At 34.9% G+C, this 21,326-nt stretch carries 36 protein-coding genes, 2 tRNA genes and 1 pseudogene; 1 reads left to right on the top strand and 38 read right to left on the bottom strand.

Going from position 1 to position 21,326, the window contains the following annotated elements:
• From HOY35_RS12895 to HOY35_RS12755, 29 genes and pseudogenes are all read right to left on the bottom strand, one after another.
• Window positions 1–196, bottom strand: a 196-nt coding sequence (locus tag HOY35_RS12895; protein ID WP_172214444.1) for a hypothetical protein, incomplete at its 3' end; no start/stop codon positions are given.
• Entirely contained in the window at window positions 197–1,690 is a 1,494-nt protein-coding gene (locus tag HOY35_RS12890) for a distal tail protein Dit (RefSeq protein ID WP_172214442.1), read from the bottom strand. It abuts the gene before it with no gap.
• Entirely contained in the window at window positions 1,687–3,585 is a 1,899-nt protein-coding gene (locus HOY35_RS13555) for a hypothetical protein (RefSeq protein WP_249641559.1), read from the bottom strand. The genes HOY35_RS12890 and HOY35_RS13555 overlap by 4 nt, the downstream gene beginning before the upstream one ends.
• Before the next feature lie 243 nt (window positions 3,586–3,828).
• Window positions 3,829–4,350, bottom strand: a pseudogene (locus tag HOY35_RS12880) (hypothetical protein); the annotation flags it as partial.
• Window positions 4,350–4,721, bottom strand: a complete 372-nt coding sequence (locus HOY35_RS12875) for a DUF5361 domain-containing protein (RefSeq protein ID WP_172214440.1) — start codon at window positions 4,719–4,721, stop codon at window positions 4,350–4,352. The pseudogene HOY35_RS12880 and the gene HOY35_RS12875, both read right to left, overlap by 1 nt.
• A gap of 14 nt (window positions 4,722–4,735) precedes the next feature.
• Window positions 4,736–5,002 (bottom strand): hypothetical protein, encoded by a 267-nt coding sequence (locus HOY35_RS12870; protein WP_172214438.1) that lies wholly within the window; start codon window positions 5,000–5,002, stop codon window positions 4,736–4,738.
• Window positions 5,003–5,032: 30 nt separating this feature from the next.
• Entirely contained in the window at window positions 5,033–5,329 is a 297-nt protein-coding gene (locus HOY35_RS12865) for an immunoglobulin-like domain-containing protein (RefSeq protein WP_172214436.1), read from the bottom strand.
• Window positions 5,298–5,858 (bottom strand): phage tail protein, encoded by a 561-nt coding sequence (locus HOY35_RS12860; RefSeq protein WP_172214434.1) that lies wholly within the window; start codon window positions 5,856–5,858, stop codon window positions 5,298–5,300. Before HOY35_RS12860 ends, HOY35_RS12865 begins: the two co-directional genes overlap by 32 nt.
• Before the next feature lie 14 nt (window positions 5,859–5,872).
• Window positions 5,873–6,208, bottom strand: coding sequence for a hypothetical protein (locus HOY35_RS12855; RefSeq protein ID WP_172214432.1), 336 nt, complete (start codon window positions 6,206–6,208; stop codon window positions 5,873–5,875).
• Entirely contained in the window at window positions 6,209–6,445 is a 237-nt protein-coding gene (locus HOY35_RS12850) for a hypothetical protein (protein ID WP_172214430.1), read from the bottom strand.
• On the bottom strand, window positions 6,438–6,776 hold the full coding sequence (locus tag HOY35_RS12845; RefSeq protein ID WP_172214428.1) for a hypothetical protein: 339 nt from the start codon (window positions 6,774–6,776) through the stop codon (window positions 6,438–6,440). The genes HOY35_RS12850 and HOY35_RS12845 overlap by 8 nt, the downstream gene beginning before the upstream one ends.
• On the bottom strand, window positions 6,739–7,161 hold the full coding sequence (locus tag HOY35_RS12840) for a phage Gp19/Gp15/Gp42 family protein (protein ID WP_172214426.1): 423 nt from the start codon (window positions 7,159–7,161) through the stop codon (window positions 6,739–6,741). The genes HOY35_RS12845 and HOY35_RS12840 overlap by 38 nt, the downstream gene beginning before the upstream one ends.
• Before the next feature lie 4 nt (window positions 7,162–7,165).
• Window positions 7,166–7,444 carry a hypothetical protein gene (locus HOY35_RS12835; RefSeq protein WP_172214424.1) on the bottom strand — a complete coding sequence of 93 codons (279 nt, stop codon included), beginning with the start codon at window positions 7,442–7,444 and terminating at the stop codon, window positions 7,166–7,168.
• Between the two features lie 5 nt (window positions 7,445–7,449).
• On the bottom strand, window positions 7,450–8,349 hold the full coding sequence (locus tag HOY35_RS12830; protein ID WP_172214422.1) for a phage major capsid protein: 900 nt from the start codon (window positions 8,347–8,349) through the stop codon (window positions 7,450–7,452).
• Between the two features lie 3 nt (window positions 8,350–8,352).
• Entirely contained in the window at window positions 8,353–8,826 is a 474-nt protein-coding gene (locus HOY35_RS12825; protein WP_172214420.1) for a DUF4355 domain-containing protein, read from the bottom strand.
• Window positions 8,827–8,904: 78 nt separating this feature from the next.
• Complete coding sequence (locus HOY35_RS12820) at window positions 8,905–10,317, bottom strand: DEAD/DEAH box helicase family protein (protein WP_172214418.1); 1,413 nt, start codon at window positions 10,315–10,317, stop codon at window positions 8,905–8,907.
• A 239-nt stretch (window positions 10,318–10,556) separates the two neighbouring features.
• Window positions 10,557–10,781 (bottom strand): hypothetical protein, encoded by a 225-nt coding sequence (locus tag HOY35_RS12815; protein ID WP_172214416.1) that lies wholly within the window; start codon window positions 10,779–10,781, stop codon window positions 10,557–10,559.
• Window positions 10,782–10,786: 5 nt separating this feature from the next.
• Window positions 10,787–11,044 carry a hypothetical protein gene (locus HOY35_RS12810; protein ID WP_172214414.1) on the bottom strand — a complete coding sequence of 86 codons (258 nt, stop codon included), beginning with the start codon at window positions 11,042–11,044 and terminating at the stop codon, window positions 10,787–10,789.
• A 5-nt stretch (window positions 11,045–11,049) separates the two neighbouring features.
• On the bottom strand, window positions 11,050–11,811 hold the full coding sequence (locus HOY35_RS12805; RefSeq protein WP_172214412.1) for a hypothetical protein: 762 nt from the start codon (window positions 11,809–11,811) through the stop codon (window positions 11,050–11,052).
• A complete protein-coding gene (locus tag HOY35_RS12800; protein WP_172214410.1) occupies window positions 11,812–13,041 on the bottom strand; it encodes a phage portal protein in 1,230 nt (409 codons plus the stop codon). It lies immediately after the preceding gene.
• Between the two features lie 149 nt (window positions 13,042–13,190).
• A complete protein-coding gene (locus HOY35_RS12795) occupies window positions 13,191–13,526 on the bottom strand; it encodes an HNH endonuclease (protein ID WP_172214408.1) in 336 nt (111 codons plus the stop codon).
• Between the two features lie 159 nt (window positions 13,527–13,685).
• Window positions 13,686–13,760, bottom strand: a tRNA-OTHER gene (locus HOY35_RS12790).
• Between the two features lie 123 nt (window positions 13,761–13,883).
• Window positions 13,884–13,957 (bottom strand) — tRNA-Lys (locus HOY35_RS12785).
• 85 nt (window positions 13,958–14,042) lie between these two features.
• Entirely contained in the window at window positions 14,043–14,567 is a 525-nt protein-coding gene (locus tag HOY35_RS12780) for a hypothetical protein (protein WP_349627514.1), read from the bottom strand.
• Complete coding sequence (locus tag HOY35_RS12775) at window positions 14,564–14,740, bottom strand: hypothetical protein (RefSeq protein WP_172214406.1); 177 nt, start codon at window positions 14,738–14,740, stop codon at window positions 14,564–14,566. The genes HOY35_RS12780 and HOY35_RS12775 overlap by 4 nt, the downstream gene beginning before the upstream one ends.
• Window positions 14,737–15,204 (bottom strand): YopX family protein, encoded by a 468-nt coding sequence (locus tag HOY35_RS12770; protein WP_172214404.1) that lies wholly within the window; start codon window positions 15,202–15,204, stop codon window positions 14,737–14,739. The genes HOY35_RS12775 and HOY35_RS12770 overlap by 4 nt, the downstream gene beginning before the upstream one ends.
• Window positions 15,201–15,458 carry a hypothetical protein gene (locus HOY35_RS12765; RefSeq protein ID WP_172214402.1) on the bottom strand — a complete coding sequence of 86 codons (258 nt, stop codon included), beginning with the start codon at window positions 15,456–15,458 and terminating at the stop codon, window positions 15,201–15,203. The genes HOY35_RS12770 and HOY35_RS12765 overlap by 4 nt, the downstream gene beginning before the upstream one ends.
• A complete protein-coding gene (locus HOY35_RS12760; protein WP_172214400.1) occupies window positions 15,455–15,940 on the bottom strand; it encodes a hypothetical protein in 486 nt (161 codons plus the stop codon). Before HOY35_RS12760 ends, HOY35_RS12765 begins: the two co-directional genes overlap by 4 nt.
• Window positions 15,937–16,281, bottom strand: coding sequence for a hypothetical protein (locus HOY35_RS12755; protein ID WP_216656388.1), 345 nt, complete (start codon window positions 16,279–16,281; stop codon window positions 15,937–15,939). The genes HOY35_RS12760 and HOY35_RS12755 overlap by 4 nt, the downstream gene beginning before the upstream one ends.
• A 72-nt stretch (window positions 16,282–16,353) precedes the next feature.
• Between HOY35_RS12755 and HOY35_RS12750 the strand changes: the two genes are divergently transcribed.
• Window positions 16,354–16,503, top strand: a complete 150-nt coding sequence (locus HOY35_RS12750) for a hypothetical protein (RefSeq protein WP_172214398.1) — start codon at window positions 16,354–16,356, stop codon at window positions 16,501–16,503.
• An 82-nt stretch (window positions 16,504–16,585) separates the two neighbouring features.
• On the opposite strand, the gene HOY35_RS12745 is transcribed toward HOY35_RS12750, so the two are convergent.
• The 9 genes from HOY35_RS12745 to HOY35_RS13705 all read right to left on the bottom strand — a co-directional run bounded on the left by HOY35_RS12745 (window position 16,586) and on the right by HOY35_RS13705 (window position 21,301).
• A complete protein-coding gene (locus tag HOY35_RS12745) occupies window positions 16,586–16,774 on the bottom strand; it encodes a hypothetical protein (protein WP_172214396.1) in 189 nt (62 codons plus the stop codon).
• A 193-nt stretch (window positions 16,775–16,967) separates the two neighbouring features.
• On the bottom strand, window positions 16,968–17,270 hold the full coding sequence (locus tag HOY35_RS12740) for a hypothetical protein (protein WP_172214394.1): 303 nt from the start codon (window positions 17,268–17,270) through the stop codon (window positions 16,968–16,970).
• 377 nt (window positions 17,271–17,647) lie between these two features.
• Window positions 17,648–17,818 carry a hypothetical protein gene (locus HOY35_RS12735; protein WP_172214392.1) on the bottom strand — a complete coding sequence of 57 codons (171 nt, stop codon included), beginning with the start codon at window positions 17,816–17,818 and terminating at the stop codon, window positions 17,648–17,650.
• A complete protein-coding gene (locus tag HOY35_RS12730; RefSeq protein ID WP_172214390.1) occupies window positions 17,815–18,762 on the bottom strand; it encodes a phage replisome organizer N-terminal domain-containing protein in 948 nt (315 codons plus the stop codon). Before HOY35_RS12730 ends, HOY35_RS12735 begins: the two co-directional genes overlap by 4 nt.
• A gap of 29 nt (window positions 18,763–18,791) precedes the next feature.
• Window positions 18,792–19,232 (bottom strand): single-stranded DNA-binding protein, encoded by a 441-nt coding sequence (ssb, locus tag HOY35_RS12725; RefSeq protein ID WP_172214388.1) that lies wholly within the window; start codon window positions 19,230–19,232, stop codon window positions 18,792–18,794.
• A complete protein-coding gene (locus tag HOY35_RS12720) occupies window positions 19,222–20,148 on the bottom strand; it encodes a DUF1351 domain-containing protein (RefSeq protein ID WP_172214386.1) in 927 nt (308 codons plus the stop codon). The genes ssb and HOY35_RS12720 overlap by 11 nt, the downstream gene beginning before the upstream one ends.
• A 3-nt stretch (window positions 20,149–20,151) precedes the next feature.
• Window positions 20,152–20,934 (bottom strand): hypothetical protein, encoded by a 783-nt coding sequence (locus HOY35_RS12715; RefSeq protein ID WP_172214384.1) that lies wholly within the window; start codon window positions 20,932–20,934, stop codon window positions 20,152–20,154.
• Window positions 20,935–20,945: 11 nt separating this feature from the next.
• Complete coding sequence (locus HOY35_RS12710) at window positions 20,946–21,206, bottom strand: hypothetical protein (RefSeq protein ID WP_172214382.1); 261 nt, start codon at window positions 21,204–21,206, stop codon at window positions 20,946–20,948.
• On the bottom strand, window positions 21,203–21,301 hold the full coding sequence (locus HOY35_RS13705) for a hypothetical protein (protein WP_367649915.1): 99 nt from the start codon (window positions 21,299–21,301) through the stop codon (window positions 21,203–21,205). Before HOY35_RS13705 ends, HOY35_RS12710 begins: the two co-directional genes overlap by 4 nt.
• Window positions 21,302–21,326: the final 25 nt, after the last annotated feature.

The following is a 21,326-nucleotide window of genomic DNA, read 5'->3' as shown; positions in this document are numbered from 1 at the left end:
GGTAAGAAATAAACTTATCATCTGTTATCTGCTGGTATAGTAAAGAACCATTATTTATGAAACTTATCGATAACTCATGAGCGCCAGTGGGAAGATTATATAAAGCTTTGCATTCTTTGATTTGAACGGCTTTAGGGTTAATATTAGATGCAAAACCGATTTTTTTCATTGTTTTGTCGTGTATTGTTACTAACAATTAACTCCACCTCTTTCGCCACTCAACCGTTATATCAAAATCGTTAATATCTGCCCATGATGAGAGATAAAATTCAATAGTCGTTTTACCAATTGGTAGAGGCGGAAAGCTCGAACCGTCAATCATTTCTTCGTTCTCAGATAGCTGATTAATATAGATGTTGGCACTTTCACAATCGACATCTATTTCTTGAGTGTCTTTGTATCGATTAGGAACATTTCGCCAAAAATCAACGAAATTCTTAAAAAAATTTATCGATGAAACACCATTCCATTTGATGTTTTGAGCATTTGAACGTGTGCCATATTCATAAATATTGATGAATACCTTACCGACTTTTGCACTTGCTAAAGCTGGTACATTAACTTCGCTTTGACCTTTGAAAGTCCAAAATCTTAATAGTTGTCCTTCTTTTCTTATACCAATCGAGCCCTTGTTTAATGAAAAAGGATTATCAGTGCCAGTTATTAATCCAGCACCAAAGCTCTGACGTGATAACTCTTTGATTTGACCGCCTAATTCTTCAACATAATGGAATACTACTCTAGCATCATTCCCGACAATATCGTCTTTTGAAATGCTTAAACTCATGATGAATTGACCTGTATCTGTTGTATATATAAGCTGTTGTTGTCCTGTTTGACCATAATTATTGGCAGCAAAAAAAGATTTAATTTGTGCATTAAACTTGTCAGCACCAATTTCATCATTATGATCTGCTGGTACATTCCAAACCACAGAACCGCCATGCCAAGCTTCACCAGTACCAGCATCAGTTAATTTTAAAATCTGCTTACCGTCTTGTGTTTCAACGCCTAACGTGCCGTTATTCAACTTAGCTGCATTCTCTGGATTAACACCTGTATACGCTGTGAACTCTGAAAAATCTATAGTATCAAGTAGTGTTTCAGAATCTTGATAATCATATCCATCAGCTTCCTCTTTATTGCCCATTTCAAAAGCGCCACCAGCATGAGCAATTCCAATATAGCCGTTCTCTGCTCTATTTTTAATTCTGTAAATTGGAAATACTTCAGCAGATGAATCATTGTCAACCTTAGCAGTTAATACGCCATTAACAATCGTTGCTGGCACAGTAACAGGTTCAATTGATTCAGCGACACCGCTCGGAACTATCCAGGTAATTGTGCCAGTTCCAACGTCTGAATTTGGGTATTCTTTAAAGTCAAGGTCGTTATCTGGTTTAGCCATAAAAAATCTATCGTCTAAATTTCCAAATATTAATTTAGAAGGTTGAGAGACAGCTAAAACAGATTGCAACTGATCATATTTATTTTTTACATCACCTTTTATATAAAAAGGCATTTCAATTGTTTTAATTCCACGTTTTGAATATAAAAAGATAGAGCCATCCGAAGATTCCCTATCTTTCATTGTATTTTGCCAATCAGAGCCAACAAATAGTGTAAAGTCTTCGCCGACACCAATAATCTGACTTAAATCATAGTCATTAAAATTTACTGGTAATTTCATACGTCTAAAATTCCCCACCTTCTATTATTTTGCATTTGATTGTAATTGATTTGCTCTTGCATTGATGTTGCTGTTGCTTCAGCTATTTTTTTATCATTCACTTTTACAGAAGTATATATTGGTCTATTAGCTAATTTTTCAATTGCTGAAATTAAATCATAATTATCAGATTTTTTTAAATCTGAACTATCGATTTTACTAGAAACAATTTTTTCATTAGAAAGATTCATTTGAACACTATTACTTTTGAATTTTTCTAACTCGCTACTAATTAAATCATTTTTAAAAGTAAAACTATTAGCTAATTGTCCAGCCATTCCTGACACATTTTTTTGAACTGATTTAAAACTATCTTTTAAACTATTGTCTAAACCGTCCATGATTGCATTACCAGCAGGAATCAAAAGTTTTCTGTCGTATTCAATGGGCCCTTTGTGGTCTTTAATCCAGTCTGCAATGCCGCCTACAAAGTCTTTTACACCTTCATATGCAGATTTCAAACCATTTAAAAAGCCATCAATTATTGCTTGACCAGCACTGAATAAATCAATATTTTTCAAAGAATCAAAAAAGCCAACAATGCTATTAATTGCGTTGTTAACAGTGGTTTTTGCAGATTCAATTGGTGCAGATATTGCGGCTTGAATCGCATTCCAAGTTGAAACTGTAATTGTTTTAATTGACTCCCAAACTGCATTAATAATGTTCTTAACAAAATTAATTGCCACGTTTACTAGACCAATTATGCCATCCCAAACACTGGAAATAATTTGCTTGATACCTTCCCATACTTGTGACCAATCACCTCTGATTAAACCTGTCACTACTTGAATAATACCTTGTATAATCCCTAAAGCTGTTTGGATGATAACCTTGATAGTTTCCCATGCTACCTGGATAAAAGGTTGTAAGAAATTCATCACTTCTTGTATTTGAGTTGAGATATACTGAAACGCAATTTTGACAGCTTCAACGATAGATGCGCCGTTTTCATCCCAGAATAATTTTAATTGTGCCAGCAACCCTTTTATGAATTCAAAAGCATCAACTAAAATAGGAACAGCAACACTCATAATTGATGAGAATGCATTGAAAATCGATGTTCCAATACCATTATCACCAGAAAATACACCCACCCAAAATTCAGTAAGAATACTTGTATAAGTCTTAATTGCATCAAAACCTTGAGCAATCATTGGTACTAAGTTTTCAGAAACAAAACTACCGAACTGTTTAGCAGAATCTAATATCCCTTTGAATGTGTCACTTTTAGCAAATTCGGCCAAAAATTCAGCAACTTTTCTTGTACCTTCAGAAAAATAGGCAATTAAATTCCAGACCTCATAAGATAAATCTTTGAAAAAATTTGCTGAATTGCTTTTTTCACCGCCAGATAAAGCTTTAAAAAATTCTCCAACCATTCCAGACACTGATTTAAATGCTGATTTAATATCGTCTATAATCCAACCCAATGGTTCAAATGTACCAGCAATATATTTAGAAACTGAATCAAAATTAATATTCATACCGAATTGTTCTGATATTTCTTTACCTGCTGCCATAGCAAATGAGCCTAGAGCACTTGGTAACCCTTTGATGATGTTACCTATCATAGGAATAAAGTTTTTAAAGAAAAAAGTTGATGTAGTCTCCGCTAAAGCGTTTAACTCTGGCTTAATATCCTCACCTAGAGCCAATTTACCAAGGACGTTAGAAAAAGCCGCTTTCATTGAAGCAAGAGACCCGCTAAATGTTTCTGCTGATTCTTTCGCTGTTGTACCAGTGATATCTAATTGTTCTTGGACTGCATGGATTGCATTATAAACATCACCTAAATTACTGATATCATACTTAACGCCTGTCAGTTTCTCGGCATCAGATAGTAGTCTTTGCATTTCTTCTTTGGTACCGCCATACCCTAATTTGCATTATTGTTAATCTGCAATTTCTTTTTTATAGTTATAGTTGCAGTTCAGACTGTCGCTTCTTCTACTTTTATTATTTGTAGAAGCCCTCTCGCTCAGTCGTTCACGGTGTATTTAAACTTCCGCCCTGTCGTCCTCTTCAGGAGTTCCAAGTCAATCAGAGAGAGTTCGCACATCGTCCTTCATTTATACGACGAGTGCCCCCATGGTATTAAGGTTATCGAGCATGGTGTAGTTCTGTTTTGCAAAACCCTGATAAGCATTTTGAATATCTTGCATGTTCGTGCCCATTTTGTTGGCATTATCAGACATATCAATCATAGCCATATTAGCCGTGTCTGCTGCTTTTTCAGTGTCTCCACCCATAGATTGTAAAAGACTAGCAGAAAAGCTTGTCACGTTCTCCATGTAAGCATTAGCTGACAATCCCGATGTTTTATAAGCTTCGTTAGCGTACTGTTTGACTTTGTCAGCGCTGCCTTTAAATAGAGTTTCAATACCACCGATTGATTGTTGTAAATCTGCACCCTCTGAAATTGAGGCAGCAAATGCTTTGCCAATCGCCGCTGTTGCAACGACTGTTTTAACAACAGAAACTAATTTGCTACCAATATTATTACCAGCGCTTTGACCAGCTGAACTAGCTTCTGGGTCTAATTGGCTTTTTATAGCTCCACTAATCCCTTTTGCCGAAGGAACTATTTGCACGTAAGCTTGACCTAATTCCGTTGCCACTATGCATCACCTCCATATAGCAATCTTTGTCGTTCTTTTTCGAACTCCTCACCAGAATTGAATACAAGTTCTTTATTTTCTTTGTTTTCTTTGCCTAAAAGCATTTTTAAGATAGAAGGCGGTCTATTAATATCTTTCTCAGCATCCTTTGTTTTAGACCATAAAATAAGACTTAATTTATCCCTTAAATCAGCTAGTAAGAAATTATCCAACGTGATATTTTGTTCATTTATTTTCATTTTGATTCTTGAATCGTCACGTAATCCACAAGAAAAAACAGCCACCTTAGATAAAGGTAACTGCTTGTATTCATATATTTGATATGTTTCAGCAAGGTCGCAAATCAATGCTTCCTCGTCTAATTTAATCATTCCAGCAAGGATCATTAGTTTTTTGTTTGTTTTTGCTTCTCAAATATATCTTTGATTTCATTAGACATTTTTTCACCAGAAACAATGCCATCTTTTGACCGAATATGGTCTTTAAGTTTTATTGCTTGCTCCGTACCTAAAAGCAAATTAACCACTTTAGGCAAAGCTAATGTGTTTTCGTCTAATTCGGCAAGCGCTTCTACTAATTCGTAGTTTTCCAGCCTATCTTTCGACACTTCAAATTGGAAACCAGTTTTTGTAATTCCTTTTAATTGAGACATTTAAGTTCCTCCTAAAAAACAGGACTATTTTTAGTCCTCAGTAATATTCACTTCTTTTGTTGTGACTAAACTGCCACCCGAATAGAATTCAAGCTGCACTGTATCACTTGTAGTCAATACATTAACACCGACCCAATATGTGAAATTGCCATTGTCGAAATCACCACCAGTAGACAATACTGCGCTATTGACGATTAATTTCGCTTGTTCTAAAACTCCCCCTGTATAAAATCCAGATATTTGTTGATCGTTAGATACATTGTAATCATTTATCTGAATTTCAAGTTGGGGTGGCTTAGGGCGTTGTTGGTTTTTGAATATATTCATAATGAGTATTGCCTTCTGTGTCTGGTACCGCAGTCCATGTTGTTTCATATCCAATAGCATCAGAATCACCGTAGGTAATATCGCCGATTTCAGAAACTTTAGCACTTGGTAAAACAACACGCTTCAGAATACCTGCTTTTAAAATCATATCGACTACGATTACATGTTCTTCTAATTCTTTAGAATTTGCTTTAATTGTGATCCCTGTTTCTAAATCACCTGAAACGTTGTCACCACCATAAACCTCTTTTAAAACATCGACATTTGTTGCTTCGATAAGTGTTGAACTAAATGTATCCTCTTTTTCAGTTTGAACTGATGCAACCGTATCACCACCCCAAGCTTTGATATTATCGCTTGATGGTGAATTAGAATTTGTCAATCCATCTTCTGAAATGTATCCTAAACTTTGAAATGCAGCAGGTAATGTTGTAGTTGCGTTTGTTGGCAACGTGGTTCCTAATGGTGCAGAATAAATTGCGCCACCAACTTTAGGTTTTGCTGTTGAAACATTCTTTGAATCTTGCATTTTTTACCTCCTAATTAATAATGGTTGATATCAAATACAGCTTGATATCTATATTGTTTTGTTTCTGTGTCTGTAAAGTTATAATCACTGTTCAAATGAACACCACTTACCTCGTCAACCTCTATAAGATTTTCAATCAATCCTTTAATTTCTTCATTTATCTTTATTGCTTCATACATCGATTCGGCATAGCTTTGAAATGCAAAAGTAGATGATTTTACTTGATTCCTTTTGATACCACTTGTTTTTTCAATCAAAACAAAGCGAGTAGGCGGATTACTTGGACGTTCAAAAAAAGACGGCACAGATAACTGACCGTCTAGAAATTCTTTAATTACTATCTCTATCAATTATCGCACCGCCTTTAACAATGTATTATTTTTCATGTTTTCCTTTTTTGCTTTATAGCTAGTTGCGCTAACCATTGCATTAGCACGAGTTTTACCAACGTAAACATCTTGCTCGTAGCCATCACCACAACGATTTTTAATTGCTGTCGCTTTTTCATTCAAAACGCTTTGCATTTCGGCTGATTTTAAAAGTTGGCCTACACCAGAATAATTAAGCTTAAACTTATTTTTAGCCATAACGTTCCACCATTACTTTCTTATTCCAATCTAATGGGATTAATTCCTCAATGCCCTCAGTGGGAATGCCAAAAGTACGCCATCTTTGGTTAAAAAATAGCACTTCCTTATCTTCCCAATCATCAGTATTACCTTTTGGAATAGCTAGTGTGTAAACTGCTTTTTTGCCTGTTAAACTAAGTTGATTTACCACATCATCAGATGATGTAGGGGCGACTAAGACATTATCAACTTCTATAAGAAAATCTTCATAGATTGGCTGCCCTAAAGGGTCTTTACTTGTTTCAATCTTGTTAATGAGGGTGACTGTTATCCCTTTTAAATTCGCCATAAGGTTCAATCACTCCCATCCTTTGTCTACGTAATCCCAGACGACTTAATTCTGAATTTTTGATGAACAATCCACCACCCGGTACTAAATATGAACCAGACCATGAATATCCTAAAGCGCTCTCGGTTGCTTGTGTCATTGGCTCTTGTGTAGTTGACGTCATTAACGTTCGTGCAACAACATCGACTACTACAGATTTAACAACATTTGCAAAGTAATCTGCCTTTTCAGCAATCATTTCATCTAAATTTTTACCGACTTTATCAGCTTCCATACGCAAGGAATCAGAAACTATTAATAGTAACTTTGTTGCTCTAGCAATTTCGTCGGTTTTCAGCGATCGCCATAAGGTGGTTAAATCATCAATAGTTGCAAAACTACCCATGGAATCACTTCCCTTGCATTAAATCATATAACTCTTTTTTATTAGCTTTGGGGCTATACTCAATGCCAAGCGCATCTAATTCTTGCTTAATTTGAGCGACCGTTGTTGAATCGTAAGCTTCATCACCTGTTTTTTCATCTACCACTGGCACTTCGGCTTGTTCTGTTTTTTCATCTGTCGATGGTACTTCGGGTTGAAATTTAGAAGCTTCAACCCAATTACCAGATAAAACACTATTAGTTTCAATAACAGAATTTGTTTTCTTATTGATATACTTTGTCATTTTTATTATTCCCCACTTTCTTCGATGCGAGCAAAAGCTTCACTGTCAAGAATCCCCCAACCAATAAACGCTTCAGTACGAAGGCAAATTTCGTTGTAAGCTTTCAAATCACGACCAGCACCATCTGGATCACCAAACTCAATAATTTCCATTGGAATATTTTCAGCGTATCCCCATTTGAACATATTTTGGAAATCTCCAACAATTACGTGATCAGTTTTAGCAGTTCCACCAGATACAACTAGATTTTTATTCACATCAGACTGCATTCCATAGAATGAATCAGGATTTTGTCCAAATCTAAATTCTGGGTATTGTACTACTCCATTAACCTTTAATTTAGCTAATGATTGACCTGCTAATGGCGACAGAGCGATAGCTGTTGTATCATATCCATCGGCAGCAATCATTTGAACTGCGGTATCAATGTTGTCGTCAATAATATTTGCATCAAAAGTTACGACATTCCCTGTTACAACTCCATCAAATGAATTTGTATTACGGAAAGTTGCATCGGTCATCGATTTAGGCTCTAAACCATGAATAGCTGCGATATCAAAAGCTACAGCAATTTTTTTAGCAAATCCATCAGCATATGCTTTTAAATAATTTAATTGTTTTTCTTCAGAAGCATACTTAAATTCATCAGTGATACGTGCTTGGTAAACAAATTTTAAAGGTTTAATGACTTTTGAAGTCAAAGAAGATGCTCCAGCCTTTTTTTGTTCGCCTTCTCCTACAATTTGCGCATTACCATCAAGATTAAAAATAAATTGTTCTGTTCCATTGAACGGAATAGCTGTTTGTGATGAAAGTTTAGCTAATACTGAATATCCTTGTACTTTTGTCATAATTTCCGTTACTAATTCTGGGTTGAAAAGTGTTCCTGCTTTTTGTGCTACCATTTTTTATTCTCCTTTTTCTGATAAGTCTCTTGCCATTTGCAGCCATCCTGAATTCTCTTTTTTGTCCAAAGGTTGTTCAGTATCTTTCAAAGGTGCTGCCTTAGGTTTAGTTACAAACGAAGCCAATCGCTCCGCATCTGCCTTGATACTTTCTTCATCGTCTCCGACCAATCTTTCAGCTAAATCAAAAGGTAAACCGTTTTGTAAAGCGATACGTGTACGTAAGTTTGCTGTTTCATAGCCAACAACTTTTGAATTCAATTCGCTAATAGTCGTTTCATATGTTGAAGTGCTGTTTTTTGTTTCTTCGAGTGATGTTGTTAGAGTACCAACTTGTTTTTCTAACTCCGCATTTTGCGTTTTTAGCTGTTCATAGTCAGCATATTTCTTTGACAAAGTGTTTTGTTCTCGCTGAACTCTCGCTTGAACTGCTTTATCAAATTCCTCTTGCGTTGTAATAGGTGTAAATTCTGACATAATAAACTTCCTTTCTCCCACTTACCCGGTGGTATCGGTAATTTTGTGTATTAAAAAAACGACCATCGAAATAGTCGTCTAATACCGTATTTTTTGTTTTTTCTTAGGCTTATTGTTATTACAAGCCCAATGCGCTAAAAGCGCACTATCCATTAAACTAATGTCCATATCATCAAACTGTGACTTATACCCAAAACCACCACTAGAACCAATATTCCTTTTATCACAGTTAGTAACTACTGTAGTTAAAGAAGGTTGGTCATTGTGACAAACGCTTTTTTGATAAATGCCTTGTTCCCACGATGCGTTGGCGTTAATAATTTCTTTAACTGTTGGTAAAATTGGCGCAGGTTTAATTTTGAAATCTTTCATTTCTTCAGCAAGAATGCTCTGACCACTTGCACCATCAATTACTACGTGTTCAACTTTAGCTTTTTTAAGAAAATTAATAATCCATTGATTGCCATTTCTTACTGACTGACAGTCAATGGATTCAATAAATATTTTTCCAGATAAAGTTTTAACAGCAATACTCATTGAAACATTAGCGCCGTCGTTACCATACTTAATGCCAATACTTAAACCACCTTTCAAAACTGGTAAAGTATTAACTTTAAGATTCTGCCAATCTTTTTCGGAAATTGCTGATTTCTGATTGTATTTTGGCCAGTAACCCAATCGCTGAACATTATGATCAAGTTTATCCTCTCCTAATTCAGCTTCTATTTTGCGCTCATTAAGATGGTAGCCCATTGATGGATTAGAATTATACCAAGCTTCAGTATCATGAATATCTTTAACTTCATCAACAGACCATTCAGCCCAACCAGAATATTTAGATTGACCAAATAGGACTTTATCACGATAACTTGTGAATACCGTTCCGCTTGATACTGGTGTTGGTGGTGTTCCACACATAATTGTTAATGGATTATCACTATCGGTAACGGTATACTTCAACGCTGATTCTTGTTCTGTGGTGTATTCTTGCGCTTCATCAATTACAAGAAAGTCAAATCCTTCACCAAGACCACCGCTAGATGTACGTGTTCTAAATTGAATGACACCACCAGTAGCATATAATTCAATTCGTTCTTGACCTTTAGCTTTGATTGAGTTGAAATCTTCGCCATCTTTATATCCTGAATCTTCAAGATATTTTTTTACTTTTTCAAACGATGAATGAGAGGTACTAATTCTATGAGCTGTATGCAATGTACTTAATCCTTGCTCTAATGCCCATAATTCTAAGATATAAACAATTTCTGTCTTACCGTTTCTTCGTGGTAATGAATATCCGAATTTTTGATGAACCCATAAACCATCATCATCTGTTGCCATTAGTGGTTTTAGTAAATTTAACTGCCAATCGTAGCATTCGTGTTTTGATTTTTGATATATTTCAACAGCTTCTTGATATAGACTTTTGTCATATGGTAGGATTACCGATTGAGTAGGATGTTGATTACCAAATCTTGCTTTAGTAGTCATAAATATCCCCTTTCAATCATATAAACCTTTTTAAGCCATGCTCAGGGCAAAATAAAAAGCCGTATTGCTACGACTTAAAAATATTAAGTTTTAAACACAACGTTATTAATTTAGTAAGCGGAATCCCTAATGTATGTAAAGTTTTATCCATAAAATTTGTAGCAGCTTTACTTATAGAGCCAAAATAATTGAATAATTTCATATCTATTCCTCCTAAATTTTATTTGCCTTATCGACAGCTAACGAGATACAGGGATAACCTCCTTAATTTGCTCTAACTGATAGAGATTAGCACGAGCGATTATTAATAATTCACCCTCATTAACGATTAATTCAATAAAATCAGGTGGTTTTTCAATAAAAAGTTGCTTATAAGATAAGTCAGATAATGCACATTTAACCGTTTTAAAGAAACCGTCATTTTCATTATCGTTCGGTTGCCAATAAGTCACATTGAATAGCATATGGATCACTCCTCATCAAAAATATTTCTGTTAACGATTCTAAAAACAAAATCAAGATATTTCTTATTACCGTAATACATATATAAAATCAGAGCCTTTGAAACCTTGTAACTATCTGAATTACTGATAAACTCATAAATTTTGCAAACTACCTTTCTAACTATTTTTACAATAGCTTCTGAAACCTTTTTTACAAACTCTGAGAATGCTTGAACCATTCTATCGCTTGCTTCATTAATTGCAGTAAAATCAGCTTTTTGCATAATAATCACTCCTTATTTTTTAGATTCAAAGTTTTACGATTAGCAATTTTTTCAGCTTTAAGTGGGTCTCTCCATGCCTTCGTCCAAACATTTTGACGTCTTGCATCACTTGGTCGATAATCTACTGTGCATCGACATCGTTCATGTCGCTGATAAACTTCTTTAGGTTCACTGTGATATGGATAGGTACCAGCTAAATTTTTGCACCAACCGCAAGCATCGCCACCTAATCTACGAATAATGTTAGGTTTTAAACCAGCATTATAATGAAAATCAGCATTTGCTTTAATTGAATCATCAACAACACTTTGGCTAAAATTAATAATTGGGTCATCTAAAATCCATTTAATTGTTTCAAAATCCGACTCATTAGAAACACGATTGATAATACCGTCTATTTTATCTTGATTTAATTCTGCTTTTTGACCTTTCAGCTTTAAATTTGCTTCTTGATTTAATTGACTTTGAACATCAACCGCAAAATCAGATATCAAATTAAAATTATTCTGCATTGTTGGATTCAAAATTCGTTCGGCAATATTAAAATACATCTTGCCATCTGGTAACACATCAACAGTTATATTTCTACCAAGAACATCAGCTAATATTTCGCCAACTTCAATCGCAAAATCATTTACGTCAAGATAAGTCGCTTTTTTATTTTTAAGCAAAGAAAAAACAGACTTCAACTTTTTGCTGTTGAGTGTCTGTTCCTCGAATTCTTTTTGAATTTGTTCTAAAAGCGCTGGTACAATGTCGTTATCCATTTAATCAGCTCCTTTAATACCTGTTAAATCTCTGAGGACTTCGCCATTTACATAATTAGGAATTGCTTGATTTAATTTAATTGCGCCATCGCCAATTAATGATAATGCACTGGCATCTGCTTCGAATAACGGCTCCCATTTCGGAATAGTTTTATTAAATTGATATCTTAAATATGGTACATCATCACGCAAGCAAGCCGCAATATATGCAACGTTTAATAATCCAGAGCCTAAACTCCGTTGAGCTTTACGCCCAGCAAGTCTTAAATTTTCGTGACTAGCTTTAATTGCTTCAACACTAGATGGATTGTCAGAAGCGAAGCCTAAATCATCTAATGTCAAACCAGTTTCGCCAGCAAAACCAGCAGCAGCAGTTTTTAATTGTTCGGTAAAAGGAGACATACTCGAAGTAGTGAATTGACCTAGTGTTGGTTTTTCTCCATCTTCATCTTTTGTAAATTGCAACATACTAGAAACAGTAGCTTTCCAACCGTCCAATGTTTCTGAATCATCGCTTAATCCAGTTACATATTTTTGTGGGAAAGAATAGAATTCCGCTGTTACATCTGCTCTTTCTAATGTTCGTTTAGCGTACTTTTGATAATACATGCCAGCTCTAGTTATTCTTGAACGTCCAAAAGGTCTGACAGCATCTGGTCTATGAATCACTGGAACTAATGTTGCATATGGCAAATCATTAGTATGTATTTCATCATTTATTTTCTTATCAGCATATATGATGTCTGTTTGACCTGCTCTGAAATAAGCTTCAACTATCGGTTTTCCATTATCATCACGTTTCAAAACAGCATATCCTTCAGTAAGTAAACCTGTGATTGGGTCAATAATTCCTGTTGCGTTATTTGCTTCGATAACCTGTAAGCGAACTAAATCTTCATCTTTTGACACATAAACAAATGCGCATGATGCAATTAATGCAGATAGAACAACGTTATCAAAGAAAACATCAGGATTATTGTCTTGGAAAATTTCGTTCACTTCAAAATCATCATTGTTAAATTCACGAAAGACTAATCTATCTGCTAATGAATCGACACCTTTAGTACACCAACCCAAAACTGCTTTGTATTGATCACTCAATTGTTTTGGAATAGTAATTCCTTTTGAAGCATCAACATGCTTCATCGAATACTGCTTATATCTTAATTCAACCCTTGATTTACGAGCTGTCAGCTTGTTTCTAAGGTACTCCAACCCTCTATCAGCCATTGTTTTTTTACTCCTTTCGATGTCACACGAGAAAATATGTGCAGTGACTGCGTGAAGCACGAAGCAACCACCGAGGGGGTGGGTATGCCCCCCTATTCTTTTCTCTAATGCATTTTAAAATCTAATTAGTATAATTAATCGTTTTTAAATTAAAACGTGTATGAAGCCCAGTCAGCGCTTTGTGGAAGATTTCTATTTCCTATAACTTTTGGCACTTCTTCTTTCTTATTGTTAAATAGTTTGTCAGACTTCTGTCTGTTACAAGTCCAATGTGCAAGTTGCAAGTTATCCATTGAAGATGGATGACCACCTTTATTAATTGGAACAATATGATCAACTACTGCGCTTAATGGGTCGGGAGCTTTTAAACTCTTATCAATAGGCTTACCACATATACCACAAACATTCTGTGTCTTAAGTAGTATCTTTCTATTCTTATCGAATGCTACCCGGTGTGGTCCTTGACGGTCAGCACGTAGGGTCATGGTGTCACCTCCAGTACATAATAAAACCCCAACCGCTGACGGTAAGGGGTAGGTCTGTTTAAATAAAAAAAGCACTAGAGAATATCTAGCACTAATTTAAGGTTATACATATACGCCAATATGTAAGACATACGGTTTCAGTGATTACCGCAAACACAAATGATGCGCCAAGATTTGAACTTGAATATGCATGAGTATCGTTCTCATACGCTTCACCAACTGAGCTACGCATCAAAGATAATCAAAACCTGTGAACTGATTACCTTGATATCGTCATACCGTTTTCTTTTACACACCACTCGCTACTGCAAATGGATGCGACACCTAACCACTCGAGGTAATTAGAGTACTAGGCAAAGTCGTAGGCAAGAGCTTGCATCTTACACCCACAGATTAAAAGTCTGTTGTTCTACTAATTAAACCACTACGACAAAGGAGCAAACCTTGGCTATCCAAAATAACCACAATATCATAATAACACCGTAATAGTAGCCTTTTGGTAGCAAATTTGTAGCATTAAATTATATCAAACAAATCTTGGATTGAATCAACACCAAATAGCATAATAGACAGTTCATAAGTCGCTTTTTTGACGTCTCTAAAAACTACAGTTCTATGAATATTATAAAAATCTGCCAATTCATCTGCTGATTTCTTGTATTCAGAAACATACATGCTATCCAAAATACTGTATCTTCTGCTAGCGATAAAACCATTATTATTACAAAATTCTTTATAGCCTGTAAATACAGAATCAAAGTATTTAATCATAACTTTGGTTTTAGTCTTATACTTCATTAAAGTTTCTAAATCCATGTAAATTGGATTAAAACTACCGTTTTCTTCTTTTTCTGTAATTTCTTCACAATGCTTACTGAGTAAGCGATAATTTTTTAATAACAAATTGGTATTACGTAGCCGCCAATCTTTCTGTTCTTTTGATTCAATCTTTTTCAATTTTTGGTGTTCTCTTAAAACAGTCTCACTAATTATTTCAATCTGATGCCTTGTTAACCCGCTGTCTTTCAATCTATCACTCACCTACCGTCCTTATTCTTAACCATATCAGCTACATCATTCAGAAAATCCTTTGCTCGTTTTGTTTCTTCATCAAAAAACTTTTCCATATACTTAACCCAGTAATTTGATAGCAGCTTGTTTACTAAGATTGATGTGACTAATGACGTTACTATAGCAATAATAATCGTGCTCATTCACCCACCTCCAGCAACTCTGGGTTCTCGTGAACGTTTCCGATGACTTCAAACTGATAAATACTAGAACCTAACGAATTAATAAAAGCATCATGACGATTGCTACCGTCATCTAAATAAAACATAGTTTTTGTCTCAGAATACTTAGCAACACCTTTTACTTTACCTGGAACAGTATCGGTACTTGTCAAGTATTGGTTACCCTCAACGATATCCCCCTCAAATATTTCCACACCATTCTTATCCTTAAGCCCTGTGGACTGCATGAGTTTAAACGGAAATTTGTTTTCATCATAACCCCACACTGATACATATTTCTCTAATTCAATTTCTATAAACTCGTAACCACATATTTCATAATTAAATATAATACCCTCAATGTCTCCGTCAGCATCTACTACAGGATTAACGTTGTAAATCATGACTTTATCATCTTCGCTGTAACATCTAAACTTCGGTATCATCTCGCACCTCCTGTGCTGCTAATTCTTTCATCTAACCACCACCCCCATGTTACCCATGCTTCTTGCCAAATTTTTTCATCCTTTAAATCTATTACTTTTGTTGGTCTGTCTCTCGGAAATGAATCACTTTGATATCCCATTTCTTCATCAATCACACTCAATGCACTTTTTAAATCTTTAGCAATACAGGTAATTTGACCGCTTGACCAATCTTCCAAGAAATCATCACCATGCCAAATAAATAACTTCATCATTCGCCCTCCTGTTCTATCTCCCAATACGGTTTAATTTTGTAATACTTTTTAACTTCTCTGTTAGTTGACCTAAGCATCGATTCTAAAACAGTTGCAATTGTTGTGTAATTTACTCGTCGTCTTTTAGCTTTTTTAACATTCTGCCACCCTTTTTCACCAAAGGTATAAACGCCTGTTCCATAGCTATTTATTTGAAACAATAAAACTGTGTTATTCTCCGCAATTAACTGTCTATATAATTCATCAGGCATTACAAAATAATTAAAGTGACCAATGAAAGTTTTGTTAGCTTTAGATAGAAAATCTGATTTAGAGGTTTTAATCTCATAGCACCTAATCACGCTATCCGTGTCATACGTTATAAAATCAACTATTTCATTCCCAAACCAGCCGATAGTCACTTCAAAACACCCAAATACACCCATCTTTTGAGTATTATTCCAAACCAATCTCTCTGCTTCTTTTGTTAAATCAGTTTTCATTCGCCCTCCTGTTCGATTACCCAAGCGCTGAATGCTTGTATGACTTGGGCATGTTCTACTTCATTTAATTTTCTGAATGCAATTTCTTCTTCTTTCCAAACAACACCGTTAATATCCATAGTATTGTAGTTGGAAATAGTATTCAAAAAATCAGAATCATCTAAATAATATCTTTTCACACACTCCAACACGACCTGTTGATTAGGGTTGAGTATTGGATTTGCAAGATGTTCCTTAATAAATCTAATTGCATTATTTAAATAAACCTCTTCTACATCACGCGATTTATTGCCAATTAACACACGTTCTATTTCATCAATTGCTGTTTCTAACTCACTCATTCGGCACCTCTTTCAGTTTTTGTTATTAATTAAAATTGATATTTGATATAATCACTTCAAGGAGTGATTAATGTGAAAATTGTAAAAAATAAAGAAATAAATTGGGCTTATTTTTGTTTAGGTTGTGCCTTTTTAGTATTCGGTTTGAGTAATATTAAATTATTTTTAGTACCCTCAATAGTGTTCCTATTTGCCGCTTTCTTTTATTTTAAAAAGAAATAACCTTGAGATACTTAGGTATCTCTTTTTTTACACCTCTTTCGGTTTTTGTTATTAATAAAAATTGATATTTGATATAATCACTTCAAGGAGTGATTAATGTGAAAATTAATACAAGAATGCTGTTAATCGGTGGTTTACTATTTATCATTGCTAGCATTGCTTTAAAAAGCAGGTCGCTATTAGTAATAGGAATAAGCTTTCTAGTTTGGCTAATGATAGAAAAGCAAAAATCTAAATCTTGAGATACTTCTGTATCTCTTTTTTTACACATCTTCCCTCCAACCCTCACCGCTAGCGCCTAGCCACTAGTATGCTAGGACACCACACGGAGTTGTTAATAAATTTTATTATTTTCTGCGAGTGTTAAGTAATATATCTTGTACAACAGATTTTTCACTCGCAATCGGATGTTTCCGCATCCGTTTTTGGTGTTTTCCGCCACCGATGAGGGCTGGAGAAGTTTATTAATGTTGATTAATATTCTGTTTAAGTAATTTATTTGTCTTAAATAGTTTTTTAATCGTTGCTTGGTCTATTTCATAAATAGCCTCTAACAAAACAATTCTTTCTTTCAGTTCTTGGATTTCAGAATCAAGATTTACTTCTTTTTCAGCGTGCAAATTAACTACTTCAATCGCCTTATCCAATGCTTTGTTAAAAACTTTGTCATCAGTTTGGTTAACTGAAAAGATTTCGGTTAACCTTAAAACATTTTTCCTAGTCTCTAAATCCTTAATTAGCTTGCCTGCGTTTACGTATTTAGTCATTCCTCAGTCTCCTTGATTTCAAATTCAATTCTGTATTTATCGCTGCCACTTAACCCGCCATGTTCAAAACTGATTAACTGAATCACCTTGTAATTATCATCAGTCCACACTTTGCTATCTGTCATGCCATCAATTAGTGCTTTGACAGTCGGATAAAATTAGGTGGGTCATATCGTCTTTTCGTTGGACTGAATATCGTTATTTTGCACGTACAGCGGTTTTTCTCGCTAAAAGGTGTATTTACCTTAAACTTAGTTTCAATCGCTCCTAGACGCCTTAAAAATGATGTTAACTTTGCTTTTTTCTGATAGTGCAAACGATCATTACTTGAAATCATCTGTTTACACTTTTTCGTATTGGATAATTCAAAGGTGAAGTTATACATCTGTCACCTCGTTTAACTTCTCAATTCTGCGTTCAATATATTTATCTAATAACTTATTATCTGGACTATCTTCAACTAACCGACTAGCTCGTTCCATTGGTTCAAGTGTTGATGTAATATTCAGATAATCCTTAACTTGATTTACTTCACGGTTAGTAATCATGCTGTCACCTCGTCAAAGTCATACCCGAATCGCTCACATATTTGTTTGATGTCATCATGTGGTATCTGATTCTTTTTGATCGCTGCTTTAAATTCATCTTTTCTAGCCCACAATGGAATGCCACCAATAATGGCTTCACCGTTTGGATTAAACCGCTCATAACTTTTCCAATCGATGCCACCTTGAATATCAGTATTGGTCTTACTAGATAAAACAGTTCTTATATAGCTAATGACACCATTTGGAAAACTTTTATTATTAAAAGTGCTATCGGCAATTTTTTCATCAAGAGTTTCACTAACCATTTCAAGACCGTAGTCATTGATTAACTCATGTAAATTTTGTTGAGCAATAGCATTAAAAGTTTTACCGCATGTCATTTCGATTTTTTCATAAATTCCTAAATTGTTAGATGAAGATGAAATAGATGATTTATTTATATCTATATCTTTATCTATATCTATTTCTTTATCTAATTCTTTATCTATATCTATTGCGTTACTCACCGTTACTTCACCGTTACGCGTAACGTTATCCGTAACGTTACTAATTGATAATTTCTTTTGTTTTTCCCTATACTTAGCTTGTCTTAGCCTGTTTTGTTCCTTTAATTTCTCCATACTATCTACTGATTGATGTTCTTCCCAATTCTTAATAAATAGAACTTCATCATATCTAGTGATCATTCCGTACTTTTCAAGAGTTAATAAGGCAAAATTAGTGAGTTCAATAGAAAAATCAAAATCAGCAGCTAAATCCTCTTCGGAATAAGGTAATGTTTCAGTCAAGAATAAACCGCCACTTTGATTGCTTTCACCAGCTCTAGCTAATAGAAATACCCAAAATAAAATTATTTTATCCCCGTCAGGCAATTTTCTAATTCGCTTAATTTTTTTATTATCAGGTAGTCCTGTACTAAGTTTTATCCATGATACGTCTGCCACCTAACCCCTCCTTTCTCTCATTTGTTATTTTAAAATGGCAAATCATCATCTGAAATCTCAATTGGAGCAGTTCCAAAGTTATTGTTTTGTGACTGTGCTTGCGACTGCTGATATGAATTGTTTTGCTGTGCTTGCTGGCTTTCAGATTGACTGCGTGATTCTAACATTTGGAAATTATCGACAACCACGTCTGTCGTGTAGACACGCTGACCTTGATTATTTTCATAGCTTCCTGTTTGAATACGACCAGTCACACCAATTAATGCACCTTTTTTCGCCCAATTAGCAAAGTTTTCAGCAGCTTGACGCCAGATAATGCAACGAATAAAATCAGCTTCACGCTCGCCAGCTTGATTTTTAAATTGACGATTGACAGCAAGTGTAAAACTCGCAGTAGCTATCCCACTACCTGTATATTTCAACTCTGGGTCTTTGGTTAATCGACCTACTAATACAACGTTATTTATCATCATCAAGCTCCTCGTGTTTTAAAATTTTATAGTTATAGCCATTTGAATCAAGAAAAGGCCTAAATGGTGGTAATGGATTGTTTCTGTCAATAATGATTTCAAGCACAATTCGCATTGATTTTTTTCTAGGAGACGGAGGAATAGCTGTTTCTAAATTAGTTTTTTCTGCTGTTTCATCAACAATTTCAAAAGCATTTTGTTTAGCAAGTTCAGCTTGTTCTTGCTCAATGCGCTTGCATTCATCTTCTGCTTCTTGTTTAATTTTTTCACGTTGGATATCACTGTTAATAATTGTGATAATCTCAGTCAACTCTTGCCCATTTTTCAACATTGATAAGTAAGGGCTGTCAGATAAATTATTGTCAAAAGCCATGCTTGAAATTGCGATAGAAGCTTTCTTAAATTCTTCGACACGCTGCTTTTCTTTATCTACTTCAAAAATAAGCACATCGAGTAATTCTTTTTTTAATTTATAATCTTTCAAGAAATTTCCAGCTTTAAGCCATTCTTGCTTAATTTCAAAAATTCTAGGATCAAGTTCGGCTTCAGTAGCCAATCGCTCAAATTCGGCTTTAATAGCTGAATAACGCAGCTCTTTTTCATGTTCTTCAAGTTCCTTAATCCCTTTGCTGATATTTGCCACTACATCATTTAAAGGCGCACTTGCTTTTTTTACCCATTCTTGAAATTCTTCTAAAGGCTGATTAAACTCATTCTTGATTTCTTTCCGTTTGTCATCAATACCTTTTAACACCTTGTTTAAGCTGGCACGTATTTTCCTATCTCCTGTCAATGTGTCAGCAGTAACTTCATAACCTTTATATTTTTTTACTAATTCATTAATATTTTTTTCAACTTGATCACGCTCTTCGATTTGAATAATTGACGGCTTAAAATTCACTTTAATTTCATTCATAGTTTAAAACTCCAATTCTGGTTGTTTTTCGATTATTTCGCCTGTTTCTGAATCATGATTTACTGCCACTTTTTCAACTTCTTTTGTTATTTTGTTTTGTTGAGCTTCATGCTGCTGCTCGAGTAATTCAGCTTTTTTCTGTTCAATATAGGTTTCTTTCTCTGATTCAGTCCAAGATGTGTTTTCAGAATCATCTACAACCACGAATTCGGCATCTTTCATTTCCCTAGCTTCATCAGTAGAATAGATACCCATAACCATTTCAGGACAATTTAAACGCCCGAAAAATGAAGCGGCTCTATATCTAATCATGATTTCTGGCATGGTTTTCCATTTTGACATATTTTTAGAAACCCAGCCCTCTTTATTTGCCATATCCATCGAAATTTTAGGACCTTTAACAATTCTTCCTGAATAATCTTCAACAAATGCCGTACAAGATAGCGAGTCTCCTTCTCCTTCAACTTCATATTGAATTTCTGTTTTATATTTTTTTGAATTATTGATCATTGCAATAATGTATTGACTAGACCACGAAGGACGACCATTTACAACGTACAAATTTTGCATAACCATCATTGGGCTTGTTTTCAACCTACTAGCCATTTCAAGGGCAATCATGCAATTACCTATTCCTTTTTCTCCTCTGTAATCAGTCGGTACAATAGTAGATGATGATAGTGACATTGCCATTCTTTGAGCTAGTTGAAATGCTTCAGCGTTGCTCCATATATTATCTAAGCTAGATACGTTTTCTTGTGTGATTTCCTTAATTTCGTTTGCCATTCTTATCTCCTTTACATTCCGTAATTGTCGTCTGATATATTGCTATAATGCGCTTCTCGCCGCTCGTCCTCTGTCACATAAGTTGCACCGATTAAAGTCATGATTCTTTCGGTTGTAGGTTCTACACACTCCAACCATGCACTAATTAAAGTCATTATTTCGTCTTGTGGTGCGCTATCTAGCCAAAGTCTGATATATGTTTCAGTATCATCATTAAACTCGTCCACAGTCACAAACTGACCGCTTTTTAACTTGATGTACGTGTCACTCATAAATAATCACTTGCCTTATCCATGCAATCTTGCGAGCAGAAAACATAGCCGTCTATTTCAAATTCTTCGCCTGTTAAAACTTGATTCCGACAAATCTCACAGGCAATATATTTATCTTGT

This window comes from Enterococcus sp. MMGLQ5-1 (genome assembly GCF_013155265.1).
Lineage (GTDB): Bacteria > Bacillota > Bacilli > Lactobacillales > Streptococcaceae > MMGLQ5-1.
Note: the sequence above shows the minus strand (reverse complement) of the source record. Positions and strands in the feature narration are given on the sequence as shown.

Bases quoted from the DNA above. Each gene is read 5' to 3' on its own strand.
- HOY35_RS12890 (WP_172214442.1), bottom strand. From the start codon at position 1,690: ATGAAATTACCAGTAAATTTTAATGACTATGATTTAAGTCAGATTATT.
- HOY35_RS13555 (WP_249641559.1), bottom strand. From the start codon at position 3,585: ATGCAAAGACTACTATCTGATGCCGAGAAACTGACAGGCGTTAAGTAT.
- HOY35_RS12875 (WP_172214440.1), bottom strand. From the start codon at position 4,721: ATGATTAAATTAGACGAGGAAGCATTGATTTGCGACCTTGCTGAAACA.
- HOY35_RS12870 (WP_172214438.1), bottom strand. From the start codon at position 5,002: ATGTCTCAATTAAAAGGAATTACAAAAACTGGTTTCCAATTTGAAGTG.
- HOY35_RS12865 (WP_172214436.1), bottom strand. From the start codon at position 5,329: ATGAATATATTCAAAAACCAACAACGCCCTAAGCCACCCCAACTTGAA.
- HOY35_RS12860 (WP_172214434.1), bottom strand. From the start codon at position 5,858: ATGCAAGATTCAAAGAATGTTTCAACAGCAAAACCTAAAGTTGGTGGC.
- HOY35_RS12850 (WP_172214430.1), bottom strand. From the start codon at position 6,445: ATGGCTAAAAATAAGTTTAAGCTTAATTATTCTGGTGTAGGCCAACTT.
- HOY35_RS12845 (WP_172214428.1), bottom strand. From the start codon at position 6,776: ATGGCGAATTTAAAAGGGATAACAGTCACCCTCATTAACAAGATTGAA.
- HOY35_RS12840 (WP_172214426.1), bottom strand. From the start codon at position 7,161: ATGGGTAGTTTTGCAACTATTGATGATTTAACCACCTTATGGCGATCG.
- HOY35_RS12835 (WP_172214424.1), bottom strand. From the start codon at position 7,444: ATGACAAAGTATATCAATAAGAAAACAAATTCTGTTATTGAAACTAAT.
- HOY35_RS12830 (WP_172214422.1), bottom strand. From the start codon at position 8,349: ATGGTAGCACAAAAAGCAGGAACACTTTTCAACCCAGAATTAGTAACG.
- HOY35_RS12825 (WP_172214420.1), bottom strand. From the start codon at position 8,826: ATGTCAGAATTTACACCTATTACAACGCAAGAGGAATTTGATAAAGCA.
- HOY35_RS12820 (WP_172214418.1), bottom strand. From the start codon at position 10,317: ATGACTACTAAAGCAAGATTTGGTAATCAACATCCTACTCAATCGGTA.
- HOY35_RS12815 (WP_172214416.1), bottom strand. From the start codon at position 10,781: ATGCTATTCAATGTGACTTATTGGCAACCGAACGATAATGAAAATGAC.
- HOY35_RS12810 (WP_172214414.1), bottom strand. From the start codon at position 11,044: ATGCAAAAAGCTGATTTTACTGCAATTAATGAAGCAAGCGATAGAATG.
- HOY35_RS12805 (WP_172214412.1), bottom strand. From the start codon at position 11,811: ATGGATAACGACATTGTACCAGCGCTTTTAGAACAAATTCAAAAAGAA.
- HOY35_RS12800 (WP_172214410.1), bottom strand. From the start codon at position 13,041: ATGGCTGATAGAGGGTTGGAGTACCTTAGAAACAAGCTGACAGCTCGT.
- HOY35_RS12795 (WP_172214408.1), bottom strand. From the start codon at position 13,526: ATGACCCTACGTGCTGACCGTCAAGGACCACACCGGGTAGCATTCGAT.
- HOY35_RS12775 (WP_172214406.1), bottom strand. From the start codon at position 14,740: ATGAGCACGATTATTATTGCTATAGTAACGTCATTAGTCACATCAATC.
- HOY35_RS12770 (WP_172214404.1), bottom strand. From the start codon at position 15,204: ATGATACCGAAGTTTAGATGTTACAGCGAAGATGATAAAGTCATGATT.
- HOY35_RS12765 (WP_172214402.1), bottom strand. From the start codon at position 15,458: ATGATGAAGTTATTTATTTGGCATGGTGATGATTTCTTGGAAGATTGG.
- HOY35_RS12760 (WP_172214400.1), bottom strand. From the start codon at position 15,940: ATGAAAACTGATTTAACAAAAGAAGCAGAGAGATTGGTTTGGAATAAT.
- HOY35_RS12755 (WP_216656388.1), bottom strand. From the start codon at position 16,281: ATGAGTGAGTTAGAAACAGCAATTGATGAAATAGAACGTGTGTTAATT.
- HOY35_RS12745 (WP_172214396.1), bottom strand. From the start codon at position 16,774: ATGTGTAAAAAAAGAGATACAGAAGTATCTCAAGATTTAGATTTTTGC.
- HOY35_RS12740 (WP_172214394.1), bottom strand. From the start codon at position 17,270: ATGACTAAATACGTAAACGCAGGCAAGCTAATTAAGGATTTAGAGACT.
- HOY35_RS12735 (WP_172214392.1), bottom strand. From the start codon at position 17,818: ATGATTACTAACCGTGAAGTAAATCAAGTTAAGGATTATCTGAATATT.
- ssb (WP_172214388.1), bottom strand. From the start codon at position 19,232: ATGATAAATAACGTTGTATTAGTAGGTCGATTAACCAAAGACCCAGAG.
- HOY35_RS12720 (WP_172214386.1), bottom strand. From the start codon at position 20,148: ATGAATGAAATTAAAGTGAATTTTAAGCCGTCAATTATTCAAATCGAA.
- HOY35_RS12715 (WP_172214384.1), bottom strand. From the start codon at position 20,934: ATGGCAAACGAAATTAAGGAAATCACACAAGAAAACGTATCTAGCTTA.
- HOY35_RS12710 (WP_172214382.1), bottom strand. From the start codon at position 21,206: ATGAGTGACACGTACATCAAGTTAAAAAGCGGTCAGTTTGTGACTGTG.